Origin of the sequence: Winslowiella arboricola (assembly GCF_025527015.1) — a bacterium.
Lineage (GTDB): Bacteria > Pseudomonadota > Gammaproteobacteria > Enterobacterales > Enterobacteriaceae > Erwinia > Erwinia arboricola.
In genome coordinates this window covers 1,455,752-1,473,408 of sequence record NZ_JAODIM010000043.1, presented here as the reverse complement: position 1 = coordinate 1,473,408, position 17,657 = coordinate 1,455,752, and the positions used below count along the sequence as shown (strand labels likewise).

Genomic DNA, 17,657 nt, shown 5'->3' with positions numbered 1-17,657 from the left:
CCGGGTCACCCCGGCCTGAGCATTATTGTGCAAAGTCCTCGGCATCAACGTCGTAGCCAGATGGCTCCCAGCGCATCAATAGCATCGCCAGTAAGCCAATCACCGGCGCAAGCGCAATGACCCAGAACACGCCGGTGTCCAGCATCGCCGCCAGTACCGGGAACAGGAACAGCGACAGCGTCGAGCTGGCGCGTACCACCGTCTGGTTAAAGCCGACACCGACGCCACGCAGTGAGGTCGGGTAGCTTAATGAGGCGTAAGTCATGGTGTGCGCACCTGGACCAAAACCCTGGCCCAGCAGGAACAGCGCCAGCATGGCGATGGCGAATGCTGCTTCTCCGCCGCCATCCGGGCGTCCGGTCAGCGCCAGTCCAAGCAGCGCCACCAGCTGGAAACTGTAACCGAGTACGGTCATTTTCCACGCGCCAAAGCGCGGCACCAGGCGTACGGCGAAGATGCCACCGACAAAAGCAAACAACAGATTCAGCGCCAGCGAGATCAGAATGGTGGTCAGCAACGACTGGGCGAGGAAGCTGGAGATAATCACCGGCAAACCAAAGGCTACCGCGTTGTAAGCAAACGGCGAGACGGTGGAGATAATTGTCGCCAGCACGGTGCGCTTCAGATAGACCCCTTTCAGCAGTTCACCGTAGTTACTCCAGCTGGCACGCCGCACAGGTTTCGCTGGCGTCAGATCGGCGTCCTCAGCAACATGTGCATTAATGCCATAGGAGTTGCGCAGAATATGGGCCGCCCCCTTAAGATCGCCCTGATTGGCAGCCCAGACCGGTGATTCACTCATATAGCGACTACGAATGGCAATAATGATCAGCGCTGGCACCGCGCCAAAGCCGAGGATCAGACGCCACAGCCAGTCGGTATGGCTCTCCGGCAGCACCGCATACAGCAGCAACACCAGCAGATAAGAGGTGCTGATCGCCGCGTACCAGGTCGGACACCACATCGCAATACTGGCGGCTTTATTGCCGCGCCCCTTCAGCTTTGAGAACTCGGCGAGAAACGCCATCGCCACCGGCAGGTCAATCCCCACCCCCATACCCATCACAAAACGGGCGGCAGCCAGCACATACTCATTCGGCGCAAAAGCGCAGGCCAGTGCGGCAAAGACAAAAAACAGCATATCGGCCATAAATACACGATAACGGCCAATTTTATCGGTGAGATAGCCGCCAATCAGCGCACCGACAATCGCGCCAAAGGTAATTGCTGACGCGACCATACCGGTACCGGCCGGTGTCAGATTAAATTCGCGCGTAATATCTTTAATGCCAAACGCCAGCGAGCCGAGATCGTAGGCGTCAAGAAATACGCCACCGAGCGCGATGCCGATGACGATGCGCGCATTGCTGCGTGAGTGGCTGCTGTGGTTAACCAGTTGCGAGACGTCAGCCGCGCTGCGAATCAGTTCCGCCTTGCCAGACGGTGCTTCCCCTGCCAGCGCGACGTGCGCCGAAGATGTAATTTCAGACATGATGTTGTAAACGCATTATTAGAATGGAACCAGCAGCATACTCAGCACCAGCCGGGCGTTAAATTCTTTCTGGTTATATGTTACAACCGTTTGGCGGTTGATTAAGAGAACGGAAAACTGTTATCGACATCTGTTGTGGCGAGAAGCACGTTTTTCCTGCTTGATGCTCAGCGACCGCAAGATTTGCGCTACGCTGAAAGAGCTTGCTTAAGGGTATGTTTAATCAATCATAAGGATAAAAAAAGATGACTTTCAACGCATTGCGTAGCGGGTTACTGGGATTTGCCGCACTGATGACGCTGGCCGGGACCGCGTCGGCGGCCGATCCGGTGCGTGTTGGTTCAAAAATTGATACTGAAGGCTCATTGCTGGGCAATATCATTCTGCAGGTACTGGATAAACACGGGGTGAAAACCGTTAATAAAATTCAGCTTGGCAATACGCAAGTGGTGCGCGGCGCGATTACCGCTGGCGAGCTGGATATCTATCCTGAATATACCGGCAATGGCGCGTTCTTCTTTAATGATGAGAAGGATGCGGCGTGGAAAAATGCCAAAGCCGGCTTTGAGAAGGTGAAAACCCTCGACCAGCAGAAAAATCAGCTGACGTGGTTAACCCCGGCACCCGCCAATAACACCTGGACCATTGCGGTACGCAGCGATGTGGCAGAGAAAAATAAGCTGCACTCGCTTGACGATCTCAGCCGTTATCTGAAGTCGGGCGGTGAGTTTAAACTGGCGGCGTCAGCGGAGTTTATTGAACGTGCCGATGCGCTGCCGGCATTTCAGAAAGCCTACGGTTTTCAGTTAAACCAGGATCAGTTGTTGTCGCTGGCCGGTGGTGATACTGCGGTGACGATTAAAGCCGCCGCACAGCAAACCTCCGGCGTCAATGCCGCGATGGCTTACGGTACTGATGGTCCGGTGGCGGCGCTGGGTCTGCAAACGCTAAGCGATCCGAAAGGCGTACAGCCGATCTATGCGCCCGCTCCGGTGGTGCGCGCTGCGGTGCTGAAACAGTATCCGGATATCGCCAAATGGTTGCAGCCGGTATTTGCCTCCCTTGATGAAAAGACGCTGCAACAGCTAAATGCCAAAATCGCGGTTGAAGGACAGGACGCAAAAAGCGTGGCGGCCGACTATCTGAAACAGAAAAAACTGCTGTAAGTCGCCGTGCAGACGTCGTTATCACGGCGCCTGCACGTCAGCCATCTGAACCAGACGGGCGCCGAACCGCTGGCTGAACGGAGTCATTTTGCGAATCACACTGTATAACCGCGTGTTGCTGGTTCTGACGCTGCTGATGCTGATTGCCATCAGCACGCTACCTTTCCTGACTTATGCTGCTAATCGCCTGGTTTCTGGTCAGCCGCTAACGCTATGGTCGCTGCTGGACGGCGTGAATAGTCTGCTGCTGCTGCCGTTGCTGCTGTTATTACTGCTGGCCTGGCGTCCGGTGACGCGCGGCAATCTGGCGCTGGTGGTGATCCTCAGTGAAATTCTGCTTACCCTGTTGGTGGCGTTTAGTGGCCACCAGGCGACAACGCTGGCGCAGCAGGGCAGTCCGCTGGCACGCACCTCATTTGGCAGCGGTCTGTGGCTGGCGGCGGCGCTCTGTCTGTTAATCGCCGCCGACGCGCTGGCGCGCGCCACCCGCAGCGCCTTCTGGCGGCTGTTGCTGAATGCCCAGATGTGGCTGCCGGTAATTGCTCTGCTGCTGCTCGGTCAGCTCGATCAGCTGGCGCTGTTAAAAGAGTATGTTAATCGCCGGGAGGTATTTGATCAGGCGCTGTCGCGTCATCTGCTATTGCTGCTCAGTACGCTGCTGCCGACATTGTTGCTGGGACTGCCACTTGGGCTGCTCTGTTACCGCCAGCCGCGTTGGCAGTCATCGGTGTTTGCGCTGCTGAATATTATTCAGACCGTGCCATCGGTAGCGCTGTTTGGCCTGCTGATTGCGCCGCTGGCGGGACTCGCCAAAAGCTTTCCGTTGCTGGCGGACATCGGTATCAGCGGCATCGGTATGGCGCCAGCGCTGATTGCCTTAGTGCTGTATGCGTTGTTGCCGCTGGTACGCAGTGTGGTTGCCGGCTTGCAGCAGGTGCCTGCCGGAGTGATTGAGACCGCCAGAGGCATGGGTATGACGCGTATGCAGGTGTTCTGGCATGCGGAAGCGCCGCTGGCCTTGCCGGTGATGCTGAGCGGCCTGCGGGTGGTGGCGGTGCAAACTGTCGGTATAGCGGTGATTGCCGCGCTAATCGGCGCCGGCGGTTTTGGCGCGATTATCTTTCAGGGCTTACTGAGTAGTGCGCTGGAACTGGTGCTGCTTGGAGTGATCCCGGTGATTGCTATGGCGGTAGTGGTCGATGCGTTGTTTAAATTTGTGATTTCGCTGCTGGAGGCCGAACGCCGATGATCCATTTTAACCAGGTGAGTAAATATTTTAATGGCAGTGCGGCGGTCAGTGACTTAACCCTGAATATTGCTGAGGGCGAGTTTACCGTGCTGATTGGCACCTCCGGCTCGGGCAAGTCCACCACCCTGAAAATGATTAACCGGCTGATTGAGCACGATGAAGGCACTATTCGTTTTGCCGGTGAGGAGATCCGCAGTTTTAATCCGCAGGATCTGCGACGTCGCATGGGGTACGCCATTCAGTCGATTGGCCTGTTTCCGCACTGGACAGTGGAGAAAAATATCGCCACCGTGCCGTCGCTGCTTAACTGGCCAAAAGCACGTATCCGTGAGCGGGTGAGCGAATTGCTGGCCTTGCTGAATCTGGATAACGAATTCCGCCAGCGTTATCCGCATCAGCTTTCGGGTGGTCAGCAGCAGCGGGTGGGGGTGGCGCGTGCGCTGGCGGCCGACCCGGAAGTGCTGCTGATGGACGAGCCGTTTGGTGCGCTCGATCCCGTCACCCGGGCTGCGCTACAGCAGGAGATTATCCGCATTCATCAGCTGTCGGGACGCACCATCGTGCTGGTAACGCACGATATTGATGAAGCGCTGGCGCTGGCGGATAAAATTGTGCTGATGGATGGTGGACGCGTGATCCAGCAGGGCACGCCGGTTGAGTTGTTAACCCGTCCGGCCACTGCTTTTGTACGCGATTTCTTTGGTCGTAGCGAGCTGGGCGTACGCCTGCTGTCGCTGGGCAATGCTGGCGCCGCCGCCAGACGCGGTGAGTGGCTGGAGGCGGAACCGGTGGCAGCCGATATCAGCCTGCGAGAGGCGCTTTCGCTGTTTATTGCCCGTCAGACCGATAAGTTACCGGTCGTGGATCAGCAGCAAAAGCCACTGGGCGTGCTGCATTTTATCGATCTGCTGCGTCAGCGGGAGGAGATATGATGCGCTGGTTGCGCGATCCGCTGCTGTGGCTGTTGCTGTTATTTATTGCGCTGCTGCTGGCGCTGCCACACAGTGGTGAACTGTTTGCTTACTGGTTTCCGCAGCTGGAGCGGCCGCTGTATCAGCAGGACAGCTTTGCCCGGCTGGCGCTGGCGCATATTGAACTGGTGGCGATCTCCAGCCTGCTGGCGACGCTGCTGGGCGTGGGCGCCGCGATTCTGGTGACGCGCGGCGCCGGACGCGAGTTTCGTTCGCTGGTCGAGACGCTGGTGGCGGCCGGACAAACCTTTCCGCCGGTGGCGGTGCTGGCGATTGCAGTGCCGGTGATGGGATTTGGCGATCGACCGGCGATTATTGCGCTGCTGTTATATGGACTGTTGCCGATTTTGCAGGGCACGCTGGCCGGGATCAGTGCGGTGCCAGCCAGTGTGCGGGAGATTGCCGAAGGGACAGGTATGAGCGCATGGCAGATCTTATGCAAAGTGGAGCTGCCGCTGGCGGCGCCGGTGATCCTCGCTGGCGTGCGCACCTCGGTGATCATTAATATCGGCACTGCGGCCATTGCCTCAACGGTTGGCGCCAAAACCCTTGGCTCACCGGTGATTATCGGTCTCAGCGGCTTTAATACCGCCTATATAATTCAGGGCGCGTTGCTGGTGGCCCTGCTGGCCATTCTCACTGACAGAGTGTTTGAACGGCTACTGCAGCGACTTAAGAAGCATGCAGAATAATGGCGTAGCCCACCAGCATCAGGCCGCCAACGCCGCCGATAGCCAAAACCAGGAAGCCAGAGATAATCGCAACTTTTTGCAGGTTCATTACCGTGCCTTTTAACAAAAAAAAGAGGGCGGATCATAGCGCGATCCGCCCTCTCAGCATAGACGATTAAAGGGTTTTTATTTCACGTCATCCGCTTCTTTATTGAAAAAAATCGTCACGCGCGCCACTTCGATGCCAAATTTTTTCAGCGAGGTGACGTTGAGTAAATGGCGTTCATCCTGCTGCCAGATCCAGTCATCAAAGTTCAGACGGTAGCTGGAGGAGTCGGTTTTCACCTCCATCTGATAGCGCCAGTTAAAGGCGTTGCCCGCCGTATGGCCGATGGCGCGACCAATAATATCGTTTGCCGTGCCGACATAACTGCCATCCTGCAGACGGCGAATCTGCCAGACGCGCGTCTGCTTCTCGCCATCATCCCAGGCAAACTGCTCATGCAGGGTCAGGGTGTCGCCCAGCACCTCACCGCGAATGGTGACTTCAAAACGTCGAATCTGTTTGCCACTGAAATCCTGCATCATCCCCCAGGCGCGCGACTGACCGTCAAAATAGCGGAAGATATCGATCTTCGGTGTGGCGGACTGATATTCATCAATACTGCTGCCGCAGCCGCTGATCACCAGGCATAGTCCCAGACAGAGTGCTTTCCACATATCAGACTCCTTCAGTCAGACCCTGACGGATTTCAGGGTACTTGTGTTGCGCTGACAGCCCGCTTTTTATGCTATCGGTTCCGCAATATCCAGCCTGTTAGCGGCAGATAGATCGCCCAGCCACAGGCCAGCAACGGGTAAACCAGCGCGGCGCTGCGTTGCAACTGCATCGCGCCGAGCTGGGCACCAATCAGATAACTTAACGGCCCGCCGATAGCGCCCAGCGCGATCAGCCCGCTGACAGGCAATTTCAGCGTCGCCATCAGCGTTCGCCACCAGCAGGCAAAGGCCAGCCATAACGACAGCATCCACAGCGGCAGCCAGTGACTGCCGCTAAAGTGAAACAGATCAAGCGCCAGCCACAGGCTGTCGAGGGCAATGCCGAGGATCGCCAGCGTTAACAGCGGCCAGCGGCTGCCATTGGGCGACAGCAGCAGCGCCAGCACAGCAATCGCCGCGGCGATCAGTTCGCCACGCTCCCGCAGGCCGACGGCCAGCGCCCAGTAAGCGTCGAAGCCGAGGGTCAGCAGCCAGAAGCGCCAGTTTTTCATGCGCGTGCGGCAGTCAGCTGCACAGTGCCAATGGTGCGTGCCATAAAGCCCGCTTCGCAGTAGCAGAGATAAAACAGCCACATGCGGCGAAAACGCTCATCAAACTGGTTGCTTTCCAGCTGCGGCCAGGCGTGGTCAAAACGCAGGCGCCATTCACGCAGCGTTCTGGCGTAGTCGTTGCCCATCTCAAACACATCCTGCACCACGTAGTCGCTGACCTCGCTCATCGTCTGTTGCAGCAGGGTGACGGAGGGTAAAAAACCACCGGGAAAGATGTAGCGTTGAATAAAATCAACCCCTTTGGCGTAACTGCCGTAGCGTGCTTCGCTGATGGTTATCGCCTGCAATACCATGCGGCCACCCGGCTTCACCAGCTCCTGACAACGCTGGACAAACAGCGGAATATAGCGGCGACCTACGGCTTCAATCATCTCTACCGATACCAGCTTGTCATACTGGCCCTGCAGATTGCGGTAATCTTCACACAGCACCGTGACCCGATCGCTCAGTCCGGCCTGCTCAATACGCTGGCGGGCAAACTGATACTGCTCGCGCGAGATGGTGGTCGTGGTCACCCGGCAACCGTATTCACGGGCAGCAAATTCCGCCAGCGCGCCCCAGCCGGTGCCAATCTCCAGTAAGTGATCGCCAGGGCGCAGCGCCAGCTTGACGCAAAGGCGGCGTAATTTCGCGTCCTGCGCCTGTTCCAGCGTGGTGCTGTGGTCGTGAAACCAGGCGCTGGAGTACTGCATCGATTGATCGAGAAACGCGCGATAGAAGTCGTTGCCGAGATCGTAATGAGCGGCGATATTGCGTTTCGCCTGACGCACGCTGTTACGTCGTAAGGCGTGAATCAGTTTGTTAACCGGGACAGTGAGCCAGCTTAAGCGCGTTTCCAGTTTATCCATTACCGCCATATTCAGCGCCAGTGTCTGAATCACCGCGGTCAGATCCGGTGTATCCCAGTCATCGTCCATATAGCTTTCCGCTGCCGCAATGCTGCCGCCAAGCAATACGCGGCGATATGCCCGGGTATGCTTAACCTGCACTTCCGCCTGTAGCTCGGCCTGGGGATCGCCAAAAAACTGCTCTCCCAGATGCGGATCTGAAATGCGTAACCCGGCGCCGCGAATGTGGTTTAACAGCGCAAAAATCACGCGACGTGAGGCGGAGAGTCGCTTGCCGGGTTTATTGCCGTGCGTAAAGCTAACTTCAGAGATGCACATGGTCTATTTCTCCGACTTCGGATGGGGATGCAGCGTTGCGCCTTTGCGCCATAACCTGAAAGCCTGCCAGTAAATGGCCAGCGCGGTACGCAGCGTTATCAAGGGAAACCGCCACAAATGGTGGCGCAGAGTGCGTCGCGTCAATGGCTGCTGGCGCAGATGCAGCGTCGCGTCGAACTCCCGCCCGCTGCGGTGATTTTCAATATGCACGGAGAGCGATTTTGCTGGCGGTGACAGCCGCCAGTGATAAACCATCTCCATGGGGTTAAACGGCGAGACATGAAAGGCTTTGTCAGTGGTCTCACTGCCGTCGGGATTGACCGCATAGGTATGGCGCTCATTCCACGGCGTATTACGCACCTCCGCCAGCATCCAGCGCAGCTGGTCGTGCTGATCATAGAGGTAGTAAAAATTGACCGGATTAAACGAGCAGCCAAGATAGCGCAGCTGACACAGCAGCATTACGCGACCAGTCAGATGGTCTCCGGTCAGCTCGGCGATGCGCTGCTGGGCGCGGGTTTTAATATCACCGCCGCCGAGATAATCCTCAGGATAAAACGAGGCGGGGGAGAAACGTCCGAGGCGGATCCCCACTTGTGACAACAGCGGCAGCTCATCAAGGTCGATCAGCGGCATAAAGATGCGATAGCTGAACTGATGTTCGATGGGCGTAAAACGCCGGTGGCGCACATGGCCACTGTAGAGGGTACTGTTCATAACAGCGCCGCCTGTTCCATGCCAGCGACTACGTCCAGCGCACTGCGGATGCCATCTTCATGAAAGCCGTTATAACTCCAGGCGCCGCAAAACCAGCTGCGCCGCTGGCCGTTCAGCAGCAGGCGCTGCTGCTGCGTAATCAGGCTTTGCGCACTAAATTGCGGATGGTGATAGTAATATTTACCCAGCACTTTGCTGGCATCAATCGGCCGCGTCGGATTGAGCGAAACGCAGAATGTGTGCGGGGAATTAATGCCCTGCAAGCGGTTCATGTTGTAAGTCACGCTGGCGCCTAACAGCTCATCACCGTTTTGCGTATCATCGAGATGATAATTCCAGCTGGCCCATGAGCGGCGGTTGTTGGGAAGCATGGAGGTGTCGGTATGCACCACCACCTCATTGGCGCTGTAAGGCACCCCGGACAGCATGATCTGCTCTTCCGCTGTGGCGTCCGGCAGCATCTGTAGCGTCTGGTCGCAGTGGCTGGCAAAAATCACCTGATCAAACCGCTGGTTGCCGTTAGCAGTGGATACTGTGACACCCTCTGCATCACGCTCTACGGCGAGCACTGGCGTGTTCAGATGCAGTTGCAGCTTATTCTCCAGCAGCGCCAGCAGGCGGCGAACATACTGGCGCGAGCCACCCGGGATCACATACCACTGCGGCCGGTTAACCACATCCAGTAAACCGTGATGGTTAAAAAAATGCAGAAACAGCGACAAAGGCATATTGCGCATTTCAGCCAGCGATGTTGACCAGATCGCTGCCCCCATCGGCAGAATATAGTGCTGGGCAAAAAAGTTGCTGAATCCCTGGCTGTTGAGAAAGTCATTCAACGTTTCATCATTATTTTGCTGCTGGAGCCACAGCTTTGCGCGCTTATTAAAACGCATAATCTCGCCGATAAAACGCAGGAATTTCGGTCTGAACAGGTTGCTGCGCTGGGCGAACAGACTGTTCAATGAGTGGCCGTTATATTCGAGCCCACTGCGACGATTACTGACGGAAAAGCTCATCTCGGTTTTCTGGCTTTCCATGCCCAGTTCCGCCAGCAGTGAGAGAAACCTTGGGTAGGTGCGGTCATTAAATACAATAAAACCGGTGTCGATCGCCCAGCTTTTACCTTCCAGCTCGACGTCGATGGTAGCGGTATGACCGCCCGGCGTGGCTGAAGCCTCAAACAGCTGCACATCGGCGCGTTCAGCCAGTTTCCAGGCGCAACTAAGCCCGGCAATGCCGCTGCCGATAATGGCAATCTTCACAAAACTACCTCGCTATCTGCTGGGTTAAAAGTCGCTGCCACGACTGGGGTAAGCGCGAAATCAGACGCAGCAGCAGGGCGAACAGCGGTGGGAAAACCACTTCCCGCTTGCCCCGCGCCAGACCACGACGAATAAAAGCTGAAGCCTGTTCCACGCTGATTTTCATTGGCATACTAAAATCGTTGCGAGCGGTGAGCGGCGTATCGACAAACCCCGGTAATACCAGCGAAATATGGATCTGCTGCCGGGTTAAATCCTGTGCCAGACTGCGGGCAAAGTAAGCGAGCGCTGCTTTGGACGCACCATAGGCTTCCGCGCGCGGCAGTGGCACCAGACTGGCGGTAGAGCCGACCAGCGCCACCCGGCTCTGCGGCAGCAGCTGAGGCAGCAGGGCATCAAGGCAATTAACCGGGCCACTGAAATTGGTGCTCATCACCCGATGGACCATTTCGGCATCGACCACTCCATTATTGAGATACTCACAAGTGCCGGCACACAGGATCACCAGCCCGGCGTTTTTACCGGCCAGCGCCGCACGCGTGTCAGCCAAATCGGTGATATCGAATACGCAGAGAGTGATGTCAGCCGCATGGCTGTGCAGCTGTTGCAGTTTTTCGCGGTCACGACCGCAGGCGATAACCGCCCAGCCGTCGGCGGCATAATCGCACGCCAGCTGAAAGCCGATTCCTGAACTTGCGCCGGTAATCAGCACGCTTTTCATGATTTCAGCCTCCTTTTCAGGGCGCCTATCACGCGTCCCAGCAGCGGCACTTTTTCATACAGCATTTCGCCGAGGTCATAATAATCGCGCTGAAAGTGAATGCGCTCGTTGCGAAACGTCAGATAACTGCTGCCTTCCAGCGACAGCGGCGCGCCTTTTTGCAGCGCCGGATGCGCATATTCCATCCGCCATAACAGCAATGCACACTGGTCAAAATAGTGCTGGTGCGTCACTTCAAAACGGCAATAGCGCAAGTTTTTCAGTAGTGAAGCAAAATAGCGTTCCAGGGCTTCGAGCCCGTGATGCTGGCCCACGGGATCGACCAGCAGCATATCCTGATGGTAAATCTCAGCCAGTTGGCTAAGTTGTCCTGCCTGCATATTCTGGTAAAACGCCACCAGGCTATTCAGTGTAACCTGTTGTGCATGCTGCATAATTATCCCTAAACTGCTTTAACCGCTAAGGGGATTAATGGAGAACCCTTGCTCCTGCCAGTGCGCGATCTGTTCCTGCTGACCGCGCGTGAGTTTTTTACCGGTCCACAGGAACAGATGCTGACCAGGAAACAGTTCCGGGCGCAGGGTATCCAGTGGTTCTGCTAATACATCAACACGCCAGCCGTGCTGTGATAAGCGCCATCCTTCCAGCCAGAGCCGGGTGCGATCCTCGGTTCCCCAGCCAATCAGTAGTGCATCTTTGCCGGCCTTTTTACGTGATCCTGTCAGGCAAAAGGCAGCATAGTCGATGAGCGCGCCATCCAGCAGACTACTCATGGCTTTCGCCGTAGCCTGATCTAAACCCAGACGCTGACGAACCGGTATAATCACATTATCTATTAGCGCATCTGATGGGTTTTCGCGACCCATAGTGGCAATTTTCACGCGCAATTTGGATGGGCGTACGCTACGCAGCACCAGCATTAACTCATCCTGCAAGATCATCCAGCCATCATGGGCATGGACATTTTCACCCTCCAGCAGCGCTTTCACTTTGCCCACCGGCACGCCGCTTTCTACCCAGCGTTTGATTTCTTCAATACGGCGGATATCCTCATCATCAAACTGACGATGACCTCCCTCCGACCGCTGTGGTTTTAATAAACCATAACGACGCTGCCATGCACGTAGCGTTACCGGGTTGATACCACAACGTTCAGCGACTTCGCCGATGCTATAAACGGCCATGTTTTTCCTCTTTATGCGACCATCTCCACCTCAACGTTAGCCCGACGGCGTTAACTTGTACAATTATTTTTACATTGTACAGGTTGACCTGGCGCAATATTAAGGTTAATTCTCATATGTGAGATTAAATCCCTTATTTGAGAATAAATCATGACGCAGCAGGATGGCACTGAGCAACGGCTGGCATTAAGGCTGGCTGAATTGCGGCTTGAAAAAGGCTGGTCGCTGGAACAACTGGCGGAGATTACTGGTATCAGCCGCGCCTCGCTGTCACGTATTGAGCGTGCAGAAACCAGTCCGACGGCGTCACTGCTCAATAAGCTGTGTGCAGCCTATGGCCTGACAATGTCGCGTTTGCTGAGTGATGTGGAAGAGAATATCGCCCAGCACCTGCGGGCGGATCAGCAGCTGGTATGGCGTGATAAAGAGAACGGTTTTGAGCGGCGCAGTCTGTCCCCGCCTGCCAGCGCCTTTCGCGCTGAACTGGTTGAAGCACGACTGCGCGCCGGGTCGCGAATTGAATATGATACGCCGCCGCTGCCAGGCCTCGAACAACATATCTGGATACTCGATGGCGTGCTGGAAATCAGTATGAATGAGCAGCAGTGGCGGCTGGTCGCTGGAGATTGTCTGCGTTTTCATCTTTTTGGCCGTTCCTCTTTTCACGCGCCGGAAACTACGGCGCACTACGCTCTGGTGGTATGCCGACCATGATTGATTACGAAATGCTGAATGCCGCACAGGCGCAACAGGAACATCCTGCGCTTTGCGAAGTGTTAACCGCCTGCGTGGCGCAAGGGGCGAGCGTCGGTTTTATCGATGCCGCGGATCATTTATCGATTGCCCGCTTCTGGCAGGATGTGGTTTACAGTCTCGCCAGTGGTGATAAGCGACTGCTGGTGGCGCGTGAACAGGGCAGGATTGTGGGCACCATTATTGTGGTGCTGGGCATGATGCCGAACGGGGCACACCGGGCGGAGATCAGCAAATTGCTGGTGCATCCACGGGCGCGGCGGCAGGGGATTGCGCGCCAGTTGATGTTACAGGCCGAGCAGATCGCTGTACGGGCGCAGCGCACACTGCTGGTGCTGGACACGCGCAGTGGAGATGTGGCTGAACAGCTCTACCGCTCGCTTGGCTGGCAGGCGGCTGGCAGCATTCCCCATTATGCACGTTCAACGGCAGGTGAATTTGATGCCACCACTCTGATGTATAAGCTGGCAGGACAAGACAGTGAGTGATCATGGCGGCCTGATTATTACGCGTGAGCCGGTAACTTCTGATGATGCCGCGTGGTTGATGGCGCAGCTGTCAGCCACTTTGCAATGCATTACCGGCGACAGTGGCCTTAGCTCGTTTGATCCACAGGATTTACAGCATGCTGGTGCCTGTTTTGTTGTGGCACGTAATTACGCCGGAACTGCCGTTGGCTGTGGCGCATTGCGGCCACTCAGCACCGGCATTGCAGAATTAAAGCGTATGTATGCGGCAGAACCCGCTCAGGGAATTGGTCGCGCACTGCTCGCTTTTCTGGAACAGGAGGCGTGTCAGTTGGGATATCGGGAAATCTGGCTGGAAACGCGGCGGGTCAATCAAGCGGCGGTCAGATTTTATCTGCGTCATGGCTATCAGCTGATTGACAATTATGGCCGCTATAACGGTAATTTGCAGGCAGTTTGTTTCTGTAAAGTATTGGTATAAATGCTAAATAGTTTAGCTGGTGAAGACTTTGATGATGGCAGGAATAAACTGCGCCAGAAACACTGCGCCCATCACCCACATAATGATTTGGCTCTTCGCCTCACTGATTTCACTTCTGATGGCGCTAATATCGGCTTTGGTAGCATAGTTTGATTTGATCACCGCAACATCTATTTTCAGGTCTGCGACATCGGTTTTCAATACTTCGACATCAGTTTGAAGTTTACCCACATCATATTCGAGTTTTTCCAGTCTCGGTTGCATATTATCACCTCCTTTGTGATTAACGCCGGAGAAGCGGCAGTTTCCCCAGGCGATTTTGGTCTGTTTTTCACTGTGCATATTTTATCCAATCTCCTTTTGGTTGTCCTGATTTTTTTGTCAATTTTTGCCGCAGTATGTTGCTCTGGCAGCTGATTCAAGCATGAGTTCGCAGGGATGAAAATCACTACAGACGGAATTTGGAATGCGTCACGCATATGTTAAACTTCGCGGCAAACCCGGGCTGAATAGCTGCAATTCTCTGTAGAGCACTGTTGTGTTTTATGATGATATGTTGTGCATAATATAAGCTGATTTTTCGACAACTAACTGAAATAAAACAGAACCTAAAATAAATGCTTACCTCCGCGCTTAAAGCGCAAATCGGCCAGTGGTACAAGGCCCTGCAACAACAGGTTCCCGATTTTATCCCGCGAACACCGCAGCGTCAGATGATCGCCGAAGTGGCGAAAACGCTGGCGGGCGACGAGGGACGACATCTGGCGATTGAAGCGCCGACCGGTGTCGGGAAAACGCTCTCCTATCTGATCCCCGGCATTGCAGTTGGCCGTGCGCAGGAGAAACCGCTGGTGGTCAGCACCGCCAATGTGGCGCTGCAGGATCAGATCTTCAGTAAAGATTTACCGCTGCTGAAAAAGATCATCCCCGACCTGAAATTTACCGCTGCCTTTGGTCGCGGGCGCTATGTGTGTCCGCGTAATCTGTCGGCGCTGGCGGCTGACCAGGATCAGCAGGGCGATCTGTTGCTGTTTCTTGATGATGAACTTACCGCCAGTAAAGATGAGCGCGCCCAGTGTACGATCCTGCAAAAGTCCCTCGACCGTTATCAGTGGGATGGTCTGCGCGATCACAGCGACGAAGCGATTGAAGACTCCCTGTGGCAGCGCCTGAGCACCGATAAAGCCAACTGCCTGGGACATAACTGTCACTGGTATCGCGAATGCCCGTTTTTTGTGGCGCGCCGCGAAATAGAACATGCTGATGTGGTGGTGGCTAACCATGCGCTGGTAATGGCCGCACTGGAAAATGAGTCGGTATTACCGCCAGCGAAGAATCTGTTGCTGGTGCTGGATGAAGGCCATCATTTACCTGAAGTGGCGCGCGATGCGCTGGAGATGAGCGCGGAAATTACCCCCGGCTGGACCAGCGTGCAACTTGATCTGTTTGTACGCCTGGTGGAGCTGTGTATGGCGCAGTTCCGGCCAAAAACGCCGCCGCCGCTGGCCAATATTGAGCGGTTGAAGGGGCATTGCGAAGAGATGCGCGAACAGTTGCAGATCCTGTCGGCGATGCTGGCGCTGTGGCTGCCAAAAGATGAGATCGTCGGTGAGTACCGCTTTGAGATGGGGCAACTGCCGGAAGAGATTCTGACCCTCTGCGCGCGCCTGTTTAAACTGAGCGACGCACTGCGCGGTCTGTCGGAGGCGTTGCTTAACGATCTGAGCGACAAAACCGGTCAGTACGATGTCGTACGCCTGCACCGCACGCTGTTACAGATGAATCGCGCTTTTGCGTGGTTCGAGTCGATCAGCAAGCTATGGCGTCTGGCGGCGATGGAACAAGCCTCGGGTGCGCCAGTCTCGAAGTGGGTGACGCGTGAAAACCGTGAAGGCAATGCGCACCTGCTGTTTCACTGCGCCGGTATCCGCGTCAGCGAGCAGCTGGAAAAATTGCTGTGGCGCAAAGTGCCGCATGTGGTGGTGACTTCCGCCACGCTGCGTTCGCTGAGCAGCTTTAATCGTCTGCAGGAGATGTCTGGCCTCAGTGAAAAGCCCGGTGACCGTTTTGTTGCGCTGGATTCGCCGTTTAACCATATTGAGCAGGGGAAGCTGGTTATCCCGCAGATGCGTCATGAGCCGGTGATGGCCAGTGAGCCGCAACATATTGCGGAAATGGCGCATTTTTTCCGCCAGCAGATTATCGATGCGCAGCATAAAGGCATTCTGGTTTTATTTGCCAGCGGCCGTGCCATGCAGTTGTTTTTGACGCATGTCACCGATTTACGGCTGATGATGCTGGTGCAGGGTGATAAACCGCGTAGCCGCCTGGTGGCGCTGCACCGTCAACGGGTGGAGCAGGGTGAAACCAGTATTCTGGTGGGGTTGCAATCGTTCGCTGAGGGGCTGGATCTTAAAGGTGAACTGCTGACGCAGGTGCATATTCATAAAATTGCTTTTCCCCCGATAGACAGTCCGGTAATTTTGACCGAAGGGGAGTGGCTTAAAAGCCTGAAACGTTATCCGTTTGAGGTGCAGAGTTTACCCAGCGCGTCGTTTAATCTGATTCAACAGGTAGGCCGTCTGATTCGTAGTCACGAATGTTTTGGTGAAATTGTGATTTACGATCGACGCTTAATCAGCAAACGTTATGGTCCGCGTCTGCTGGCCGCGCTGCCGGTATTCCCGATTGAGCAGCCCATGATGCCGGCAGGGGAGCCACCGCCGGCGGTGAAAGAAAAAAGTGCCAAAAAAACCAGGCGGCGGCGTTAATCTGCCGTCAATAGTGTCAATGTCGTGTATGACGCCAGTTTCCGCACTATCCGATCAGGAAAAACAGAGCGATGGAATACAGCAAAATTATCAAAGAAGTGGGGCGTGGCAAAAACCATGCGCGTGATATCGATATTGAGACAGCGCGTGCACTCTATCGCCGCATGCTGGCGGGTGACGTGCCGGAACTGGAGCTGGGCGGCCTGTTAATCGCCTTACGTATCAAGGGGGAAGGCGAAGAGGAGATGCTGGGCTTTTACCAGGCAATGCAAGAGCAGGTGATGCAGCTGACGCCACCTGCCGGTAAACCGCTGCCGGTTGTTATTCCCAGCTATAACGGCGCACGTAAGCAGGCTAATCTTACGCCATTGCTGGCGCTGCTGCTGTCAAAGCTCGGTTTTCCGGTGGTGGTGCATGCGGTTAGTGACGATCCTACGCGCGTCACCAGTGAAGCGATATTTAGTGCGCTTGGCATTGCGCCGGTGACGGATGCGCTCGCCGCCCAGCAACAGCTGAATGCCGGTGAGCTGGTATTTATGTCGGTGGCCACGCTCTGTCCACCGCTGGCAACGCAACTCTCCCTGCGCTGGCGTATGGGGGTGCGTAACAGCGCGCATACGCTGGCGAAGCTGGCGACGCCGTTTGCGGAAGCCGCTGCGCTGCGTCTCTCCAGTGTTTCCCATCCGGAATATATTGCGCGAGTGGCGAAATTTTTTACTGCTATTGGCGGCACCGGTTTGCTGATGAATGGCACCGAAGGGGAAGTGTATGCCAGTCTGCAACGTTGTCCGGCCATCACCCTGATTGGTGGGCAGCAGGCGGAACCACAGCTATTGCTGGCGCGCCAGGAGGAAGTGACGATCGCGCGTGAGGCGCTGCCGCTATCAAAAGAAGCCGCAGAGACCGCTGGCTGGATCCAGCGCGTGGTCAATAAAGATCTGCCGGTGCCGCACTCGTTACGATTACAGCTAGCCTGCTGCTTTGTTGCCAGTGGACAAGCGGTTGATATCGCCAGCGGCCTGGCTGAACTGGATGCTGCAGGTTATTAACGCCAGATAAACATTACGGGCGGCAGTGCCGCCCGCATTAATTAACGCTATCCGTTAAAAAAAGAATTAACCGTTTCCTGCCTGGATATTTCTGAATAAAATCGTGCTTTTTGGAAATTATATTCCCGCTATTTCTTATCGAGTAACCGCTTATTTCATTTTACTCTGCTCTGAGGAGTTTCAGTCATGCTGATTCTGCATCACTG

20 protein-coding genes are annotated in these 17,657 nt (G+C 55.5%); 9 read left to right on the top strand and 11 right to left on the bottom strand.

Going from position 1 to position 17,657, the window contains the following annotated elements:
* Window positions 1-22: 22 nt before the first annotated feature.
* Window positions 23-1,492, bottom strand: a complete 1,470-nt coding sequence (locus N5923_RS24500) for an MFS transporter (RefSeq protein WP_267142284.1) — start codon at window positions 1,490-1,492, stop codon at window positions 23-25.
* 245 nt (window positions 1,493-1,737) lie between these two features.
* Here N5923_RS24500 and osmF point away from each other — a divergent pair, with 245 nt between their 5' ends.
* From osmF to N5923_RS24480, 4 genes are all read left to right on the top strand, one after another.
* Window positions 1,738-2,658 carry a glycine betaine ABC transporter substrate-binding protein OsmF gene (osmF, locus tag N5923_RS24495; protein ID WP_267142285.1) on the top strand — a complete coding sequence of 307 codons (921 nt, stop codon included), beginning with the start codon at window positions 1,738-1,740 and terminating at the stop codon, window positions 2,656-2,658.
* A gap of 88 nt (window positions 2,659-2,746) precedes the next feature.
* Window positions 2,747-3,907, top strand: a complete 1,161-nt coding sequence (locus tag N5923_RS24490) for an ABC transporter permease (protein WP_323372717.1) — start codon at window positions 2,747-2,749, stop codon at window positions 3,905-3,907.
* Window positions 3,904-4,839, top strand: a complete 936-nt coding sequence (locus N5923_RS24485) for an ABC transporter ATP-binding protein (protein WP_267142286.1) — start codon at window positions 3,904-3,906, stop codon at window positions 4,837-4,839. Before N5923_RS24490 ends, N5923_RS24485 begins: the two co-directional genes overlap by 4 nt.
* A complete protein-coding gene (locus N5923_RS24480; protein WP_267142351.1) occupies window positions 4,839-5,570 on the top strand; it encodes an ABC transporter permease in 732 nt (243 codons plus the stop codon). Before N5923_RS24485 ends, N5923_RS24480 begins: the two co-directional genes overlap by 1 nt.
* Here N5923_RS24480 and N5923_RS24895 read toward each other — a convergent pair.
* The 9 genes from N5923_RS24895 to N5923_RS24435 all read right to left on the bottom strand — a co-directional run bounded on the left by N5923_RS24895 (window position 5,551) and on the right by N5923_RS24435 (window position 11,930).
* Window positions 5,551-5,658, bottom strand: coding sequence for a hypothetical protein (locus N5923_RS24895; protein ID WP_017799119.1), 108 nt, complete (start codon window positions 5,656-5,658; stop codon window positions 5,551-5,553). The genes N5923_RS24480 and N5923_RS24895 overlap by 20 nt on opposite strands.
* Before the next feature lie 77 nt (window positions 5,659-5,735).
* Complete coding sequence (locus N5923_RS24470) at window positions 5,736-6,269, bottom strand: DUF3833 domain-containing protein (RefSeq protein WP_267142287.1); 534 nt, start codon at window positions 6,267-6,269, stop codon at window positions 5,736-5,738.
* A 71-nt stretch (window positions 6,270-6,340) separates the two neighbouring features.
* On the bottom strand, window positions 6,341-6,820 hold the full coding sequence (locus N5923_RS24465; protein WP_267142288.1) for a DUF2878 domain-containing protein: 480 nt from the start codon (window positions 6,818-6,820) through the stop codon (window positions 6,341-6,343).
* Entirely contained in the window at window positions 6,817-8,046 is a 1,230-nt protein-coding gene (locus N5923_RS24460; RefSeq protein WP_267142289.1) for an SAM-dependent methyltransferase, read from the bottom strand. The genes N5923_RS24465 and N5923_RS24460 overlap by 4 nt, the downstream gene beginning before the upstream one ends.
* Before the next feature lie 3 nt (window positions 8,047-8,049).
* Window positions 8,050-8,763 carry a DUF1365 domain-containing protein gene (locus N5923_RS24455; RefSeq protein ID WP_267142290.1) on the bottom strand — a complete coding sequence of 238 codons (714 nt, stop codon included), beginning with the start codon at window positions 8,761-8,763 and terminating at the stop codon, window positions 8,050-8,052.
* Complete coding sequence (locus N5923_RS24450; RefSeq protein WP_267142291.1) at window positions 8,760-10,025, bottom strand: NAD(P)/FAD-dependent oxidoreductase; 1,266 nt, start codon at window positions 10,023-10,025, stop codon at window positions 8,760-8,762. Before N5923_RS24450 ends, N5923_RS24455 begins: the two co-directional genes overlap by 4 nt.
* 4 nt (window positions 10,026-10,029) lie before the next feature.
* Complete coding sequence (locus N5923_RS24445) at window positions 10,030-10,746, bottom strand: SDR family NAD(P)-dependent oxidoreductase (RefSeq protein ID WP_267142292.1); 717 nt, start codon at window positions 10,744-10,746, stop codon at window positions 10,030-10,032.
* Complete coding sequence (locus tag N5923_RS24440; RefSeq protein ID WP_267142293.1) at window positions 10,743-11,180, bottom strand: nuclear transport factor 2 family protein; 438 nt, start codon at window positions 11,178-11,180, stop codon at window positions 10,743-10,745. Before N5923_RS24440 ends, N5923_RS24445 begins: the two co-directional genes overlap by 4 nt.
* Before the next feature lie 18 nt (window positions 11,181-11,198).
* Window positions 11,199-11,930 carry a MerR family transcriptional regulator gene (locus tag N5923_RS24435; RefSeq protein ID WP_267142294.1) on the bottom strand — a complete coding sequence of 244 codons (732 nt, stop codon included), beginning with the start codon at window positions 11,928-11,930 and terminating at the stop codon, window positions 11,199-11,201.
* 150 nt (window positions 11,931-12,080) lie between these two features.
* On the opposite strand from N5923_RS24435, the gene N5923_RS24430 reads away from it, so the two are divergent.
* From N5923_RS24430 to N5923_RS24420, 3 genes are read left to right on the top strand one after another with little or no spacing between them, the layout of a single operon-like run.
* A complete protein-coding gene (locus N5923_RS24430; protein WP_267142295.1) occupies window positions 12,081-12,644 on the top strand; it encodes a helix-turn-helix domain-containing protein in 564 nt (187 codons plus the stop codon).
* On the top strand, window positions 12,641-13,171 hold the full coding sequence (locus tag N5923_RS24425) for a GNAT family N-acetyltransferase (RefSeq protein ID WP_267142296.1): 531 nt from the start codon (window positions 12,641-12,643) through the stop codon (window positions 13,169-13,171). The genes N5923_RS24430 and N5923_RS24425 overlap by 4 nt, the downstream gene beginning before the upstream one ends.
* Entirely contained in the window at window positions 13,164-13,631 is a 468-nt protein-coding gene (locus tag N5923_RS24420; RefSeq protein WP_267142297.1) for a GNAT family N-acetyltransferase, read from the top strand. Before N5923_RS24425 ends, N5923_RS24420 begins: the two co-directional genes overlap by 8 nt.
* A 12-nt stretch (window positions 13,632-13,643) precedes the next feature.
* Here N5923_RS24420 and N5923_RS24415 read toward each other — a convergent pair whose 3' ends face one another.
* A complete protein-coding gene (locus tag N5923_RS24415) occupies window positions 13,644-13,973 on the bottom strand; it encodes a hypothetical protein (RefSeq protein WP_267142298.1) in 330 nt (109 codons plus the stop codon).
* A 275-nt stretch (window positions 13,974-14,248) separates the two neighbouring features.
* Here N5923_RS24415 and dinG point away from each other — a divergent pair, with 275 nt between their 5' ends.
* Both dinG and ybiB read left to right on the top strand, forming a co-directional pair.
* The gene (dinG, locus tag N5923_RS24410) at window positions 14,249-16,402 is read left to right on the top strand and encodes an ATP-dependent DNA helicase DinG (RefSeq protein ID WP_267142299.1); all 2,154 of its coding nucleotides are present in this window, start codon (window positions 14,249-14,251) and stop codon (window positions 16,400-16,402) included.
* A 71-nt stretch (window positions 16,403-16,473) separates the two neighbouring features.
* The gene (ybiB, locus tag N5923_RS24405) at window positions 16,474-17,451 is read left to right on the top strand and encodes a DNA-binding protein YbiB (RefSeq protein WP_267142300.1); all 978 of its coding nucleotides are present in this window, start codon (window positions 16,474-16,476) and stop codon (window positions 17,449-17,451) included.
* The last annotated feature ends 206 nt before the right edge of the window (window positions 17,452-17,657 follow it).

Excerpts from the sequence above, each read along its gene's own strand:
- N5923_RS24470 (WP_267142287.1), bottom strand. The coding sequence starts at position 6,269 with ATGTGGAAAGCACTCTGTCTGGGACTATGCCTGGTGATCAGCGGCTGC.
- N5923_RS24455 (WP_267142290.1), bottom strand. The coding sequence starts at position 8,763 with ATGAACAGTACCCTCTACAGTGGCCATGTGCGCCACCGGCGTTTTACG.
- N5923_RS24435 (WP_267142294.1), bottom strand. The coding sequence starts at position 11,930 with ATGGCCGTTTATAGCATCGGCGAAGTCGCTGAACGTTGTGGTATCAAC.
- N5923_RS24425 (WP_267142296.1), top strand. The coding sequence starts at position 12,641 with ATGATTGATTACGAAATGCTGAATGCCGCACAGGCGCAACAGGAACAT.
- dinG (WP_267142299.1), top strand. The coding sequence starts at position 14,249 with ATGCTTACCTCCGCGCTTAAAGCGCAAATCGGCCAGTGGTACAAGGCC.
- ybiB (WP_267142300.1), top strand. The coding sequence starts at position 16,474 with ATGGAATACAGCAAAATTATCAAAGAAGTGGGGCGTGGCAAAAACCAT.
- N5923_RS24480 (WP_267142351.1), top strand. The coding sequence starts at position 4,839 with ATGCGCTGGTTGCGCGATCCGCTGCTGTGGCTGTTGCTGTTATTTATT.
- N5923_RS24460 (WP_267142289.1), bottom strand. The coding sequence starts at position 8,046 with ATGTGCATCTCTGAAGTTAGCTTTACGCACGGCAATAAACCCGGCAAG.
- N5923_RS24445 (WP_267142292.1), bottom strand. The coding sequence starts at position 10,746 with ATGAAAAGCGTGCTGATTACCGGCGCAAGTTCAGGAATCGGCTTTCAG.
- N5923_RS24415 (WP_267142298.1), bottom strand. The coding sequence starts at position 13,973 with ATGCACAGTGAAAAACAGACCAAAATCGCCTGGGGAAACTGCCGCTTC.
- osmF (WP_267142285.1), top strand. The coding sequence starts at position 1,738 with ATGACTTTCAACGCATTGCGTAGCGGGTTACTGGGATTTGCCGCACTG.
- N5923_RS24895 (WP_017799119.1), bottom strand. The coding sequence starts at position 5,658 with ATGAACCTGCAAAAAGTTGCGATTATCTCTGGCTTCCTGGTTTTGGCT.
- N5923_RS24485 (WP_267142286.1), top strand. The coding sequence starts at position 3,904 with ATGATCCATTTTAACCAGGTGAGTAAATATTTTAATGGCAGTGCGGCG.
- N5923_RS24500 (WP_267142284.1), bottom strand. The coding sequence starts at position 1,492 with ATGTCTGAAATTACATCTTCGGCGCACGTCGCGCTGGCAGGGGAAGCA.
- N5923_RS24440 (WP_267142293.1), bottom strand. The coding sequence starts at position 11,180 with ATGCAGCATGCACAACAGGTTACACTGAATAGCCTGGTGGCGTTTTAC.
- N5923_RS24465 (WP_267142288.1), bottom strand. The coding sequence starts at position 6,820 with ATGAAAAACTGGCGCTTCTGGCTGCTGACCCTCGGCTTCGACGCTTAC.
- N5923_RS24430 (WP_267142295.1), top strand. The coding sequence starts at position 12,081 with ATGACGCAGCAGGATGGCACTGAGCAACGGCTGGCATTAAGGCTGGCT.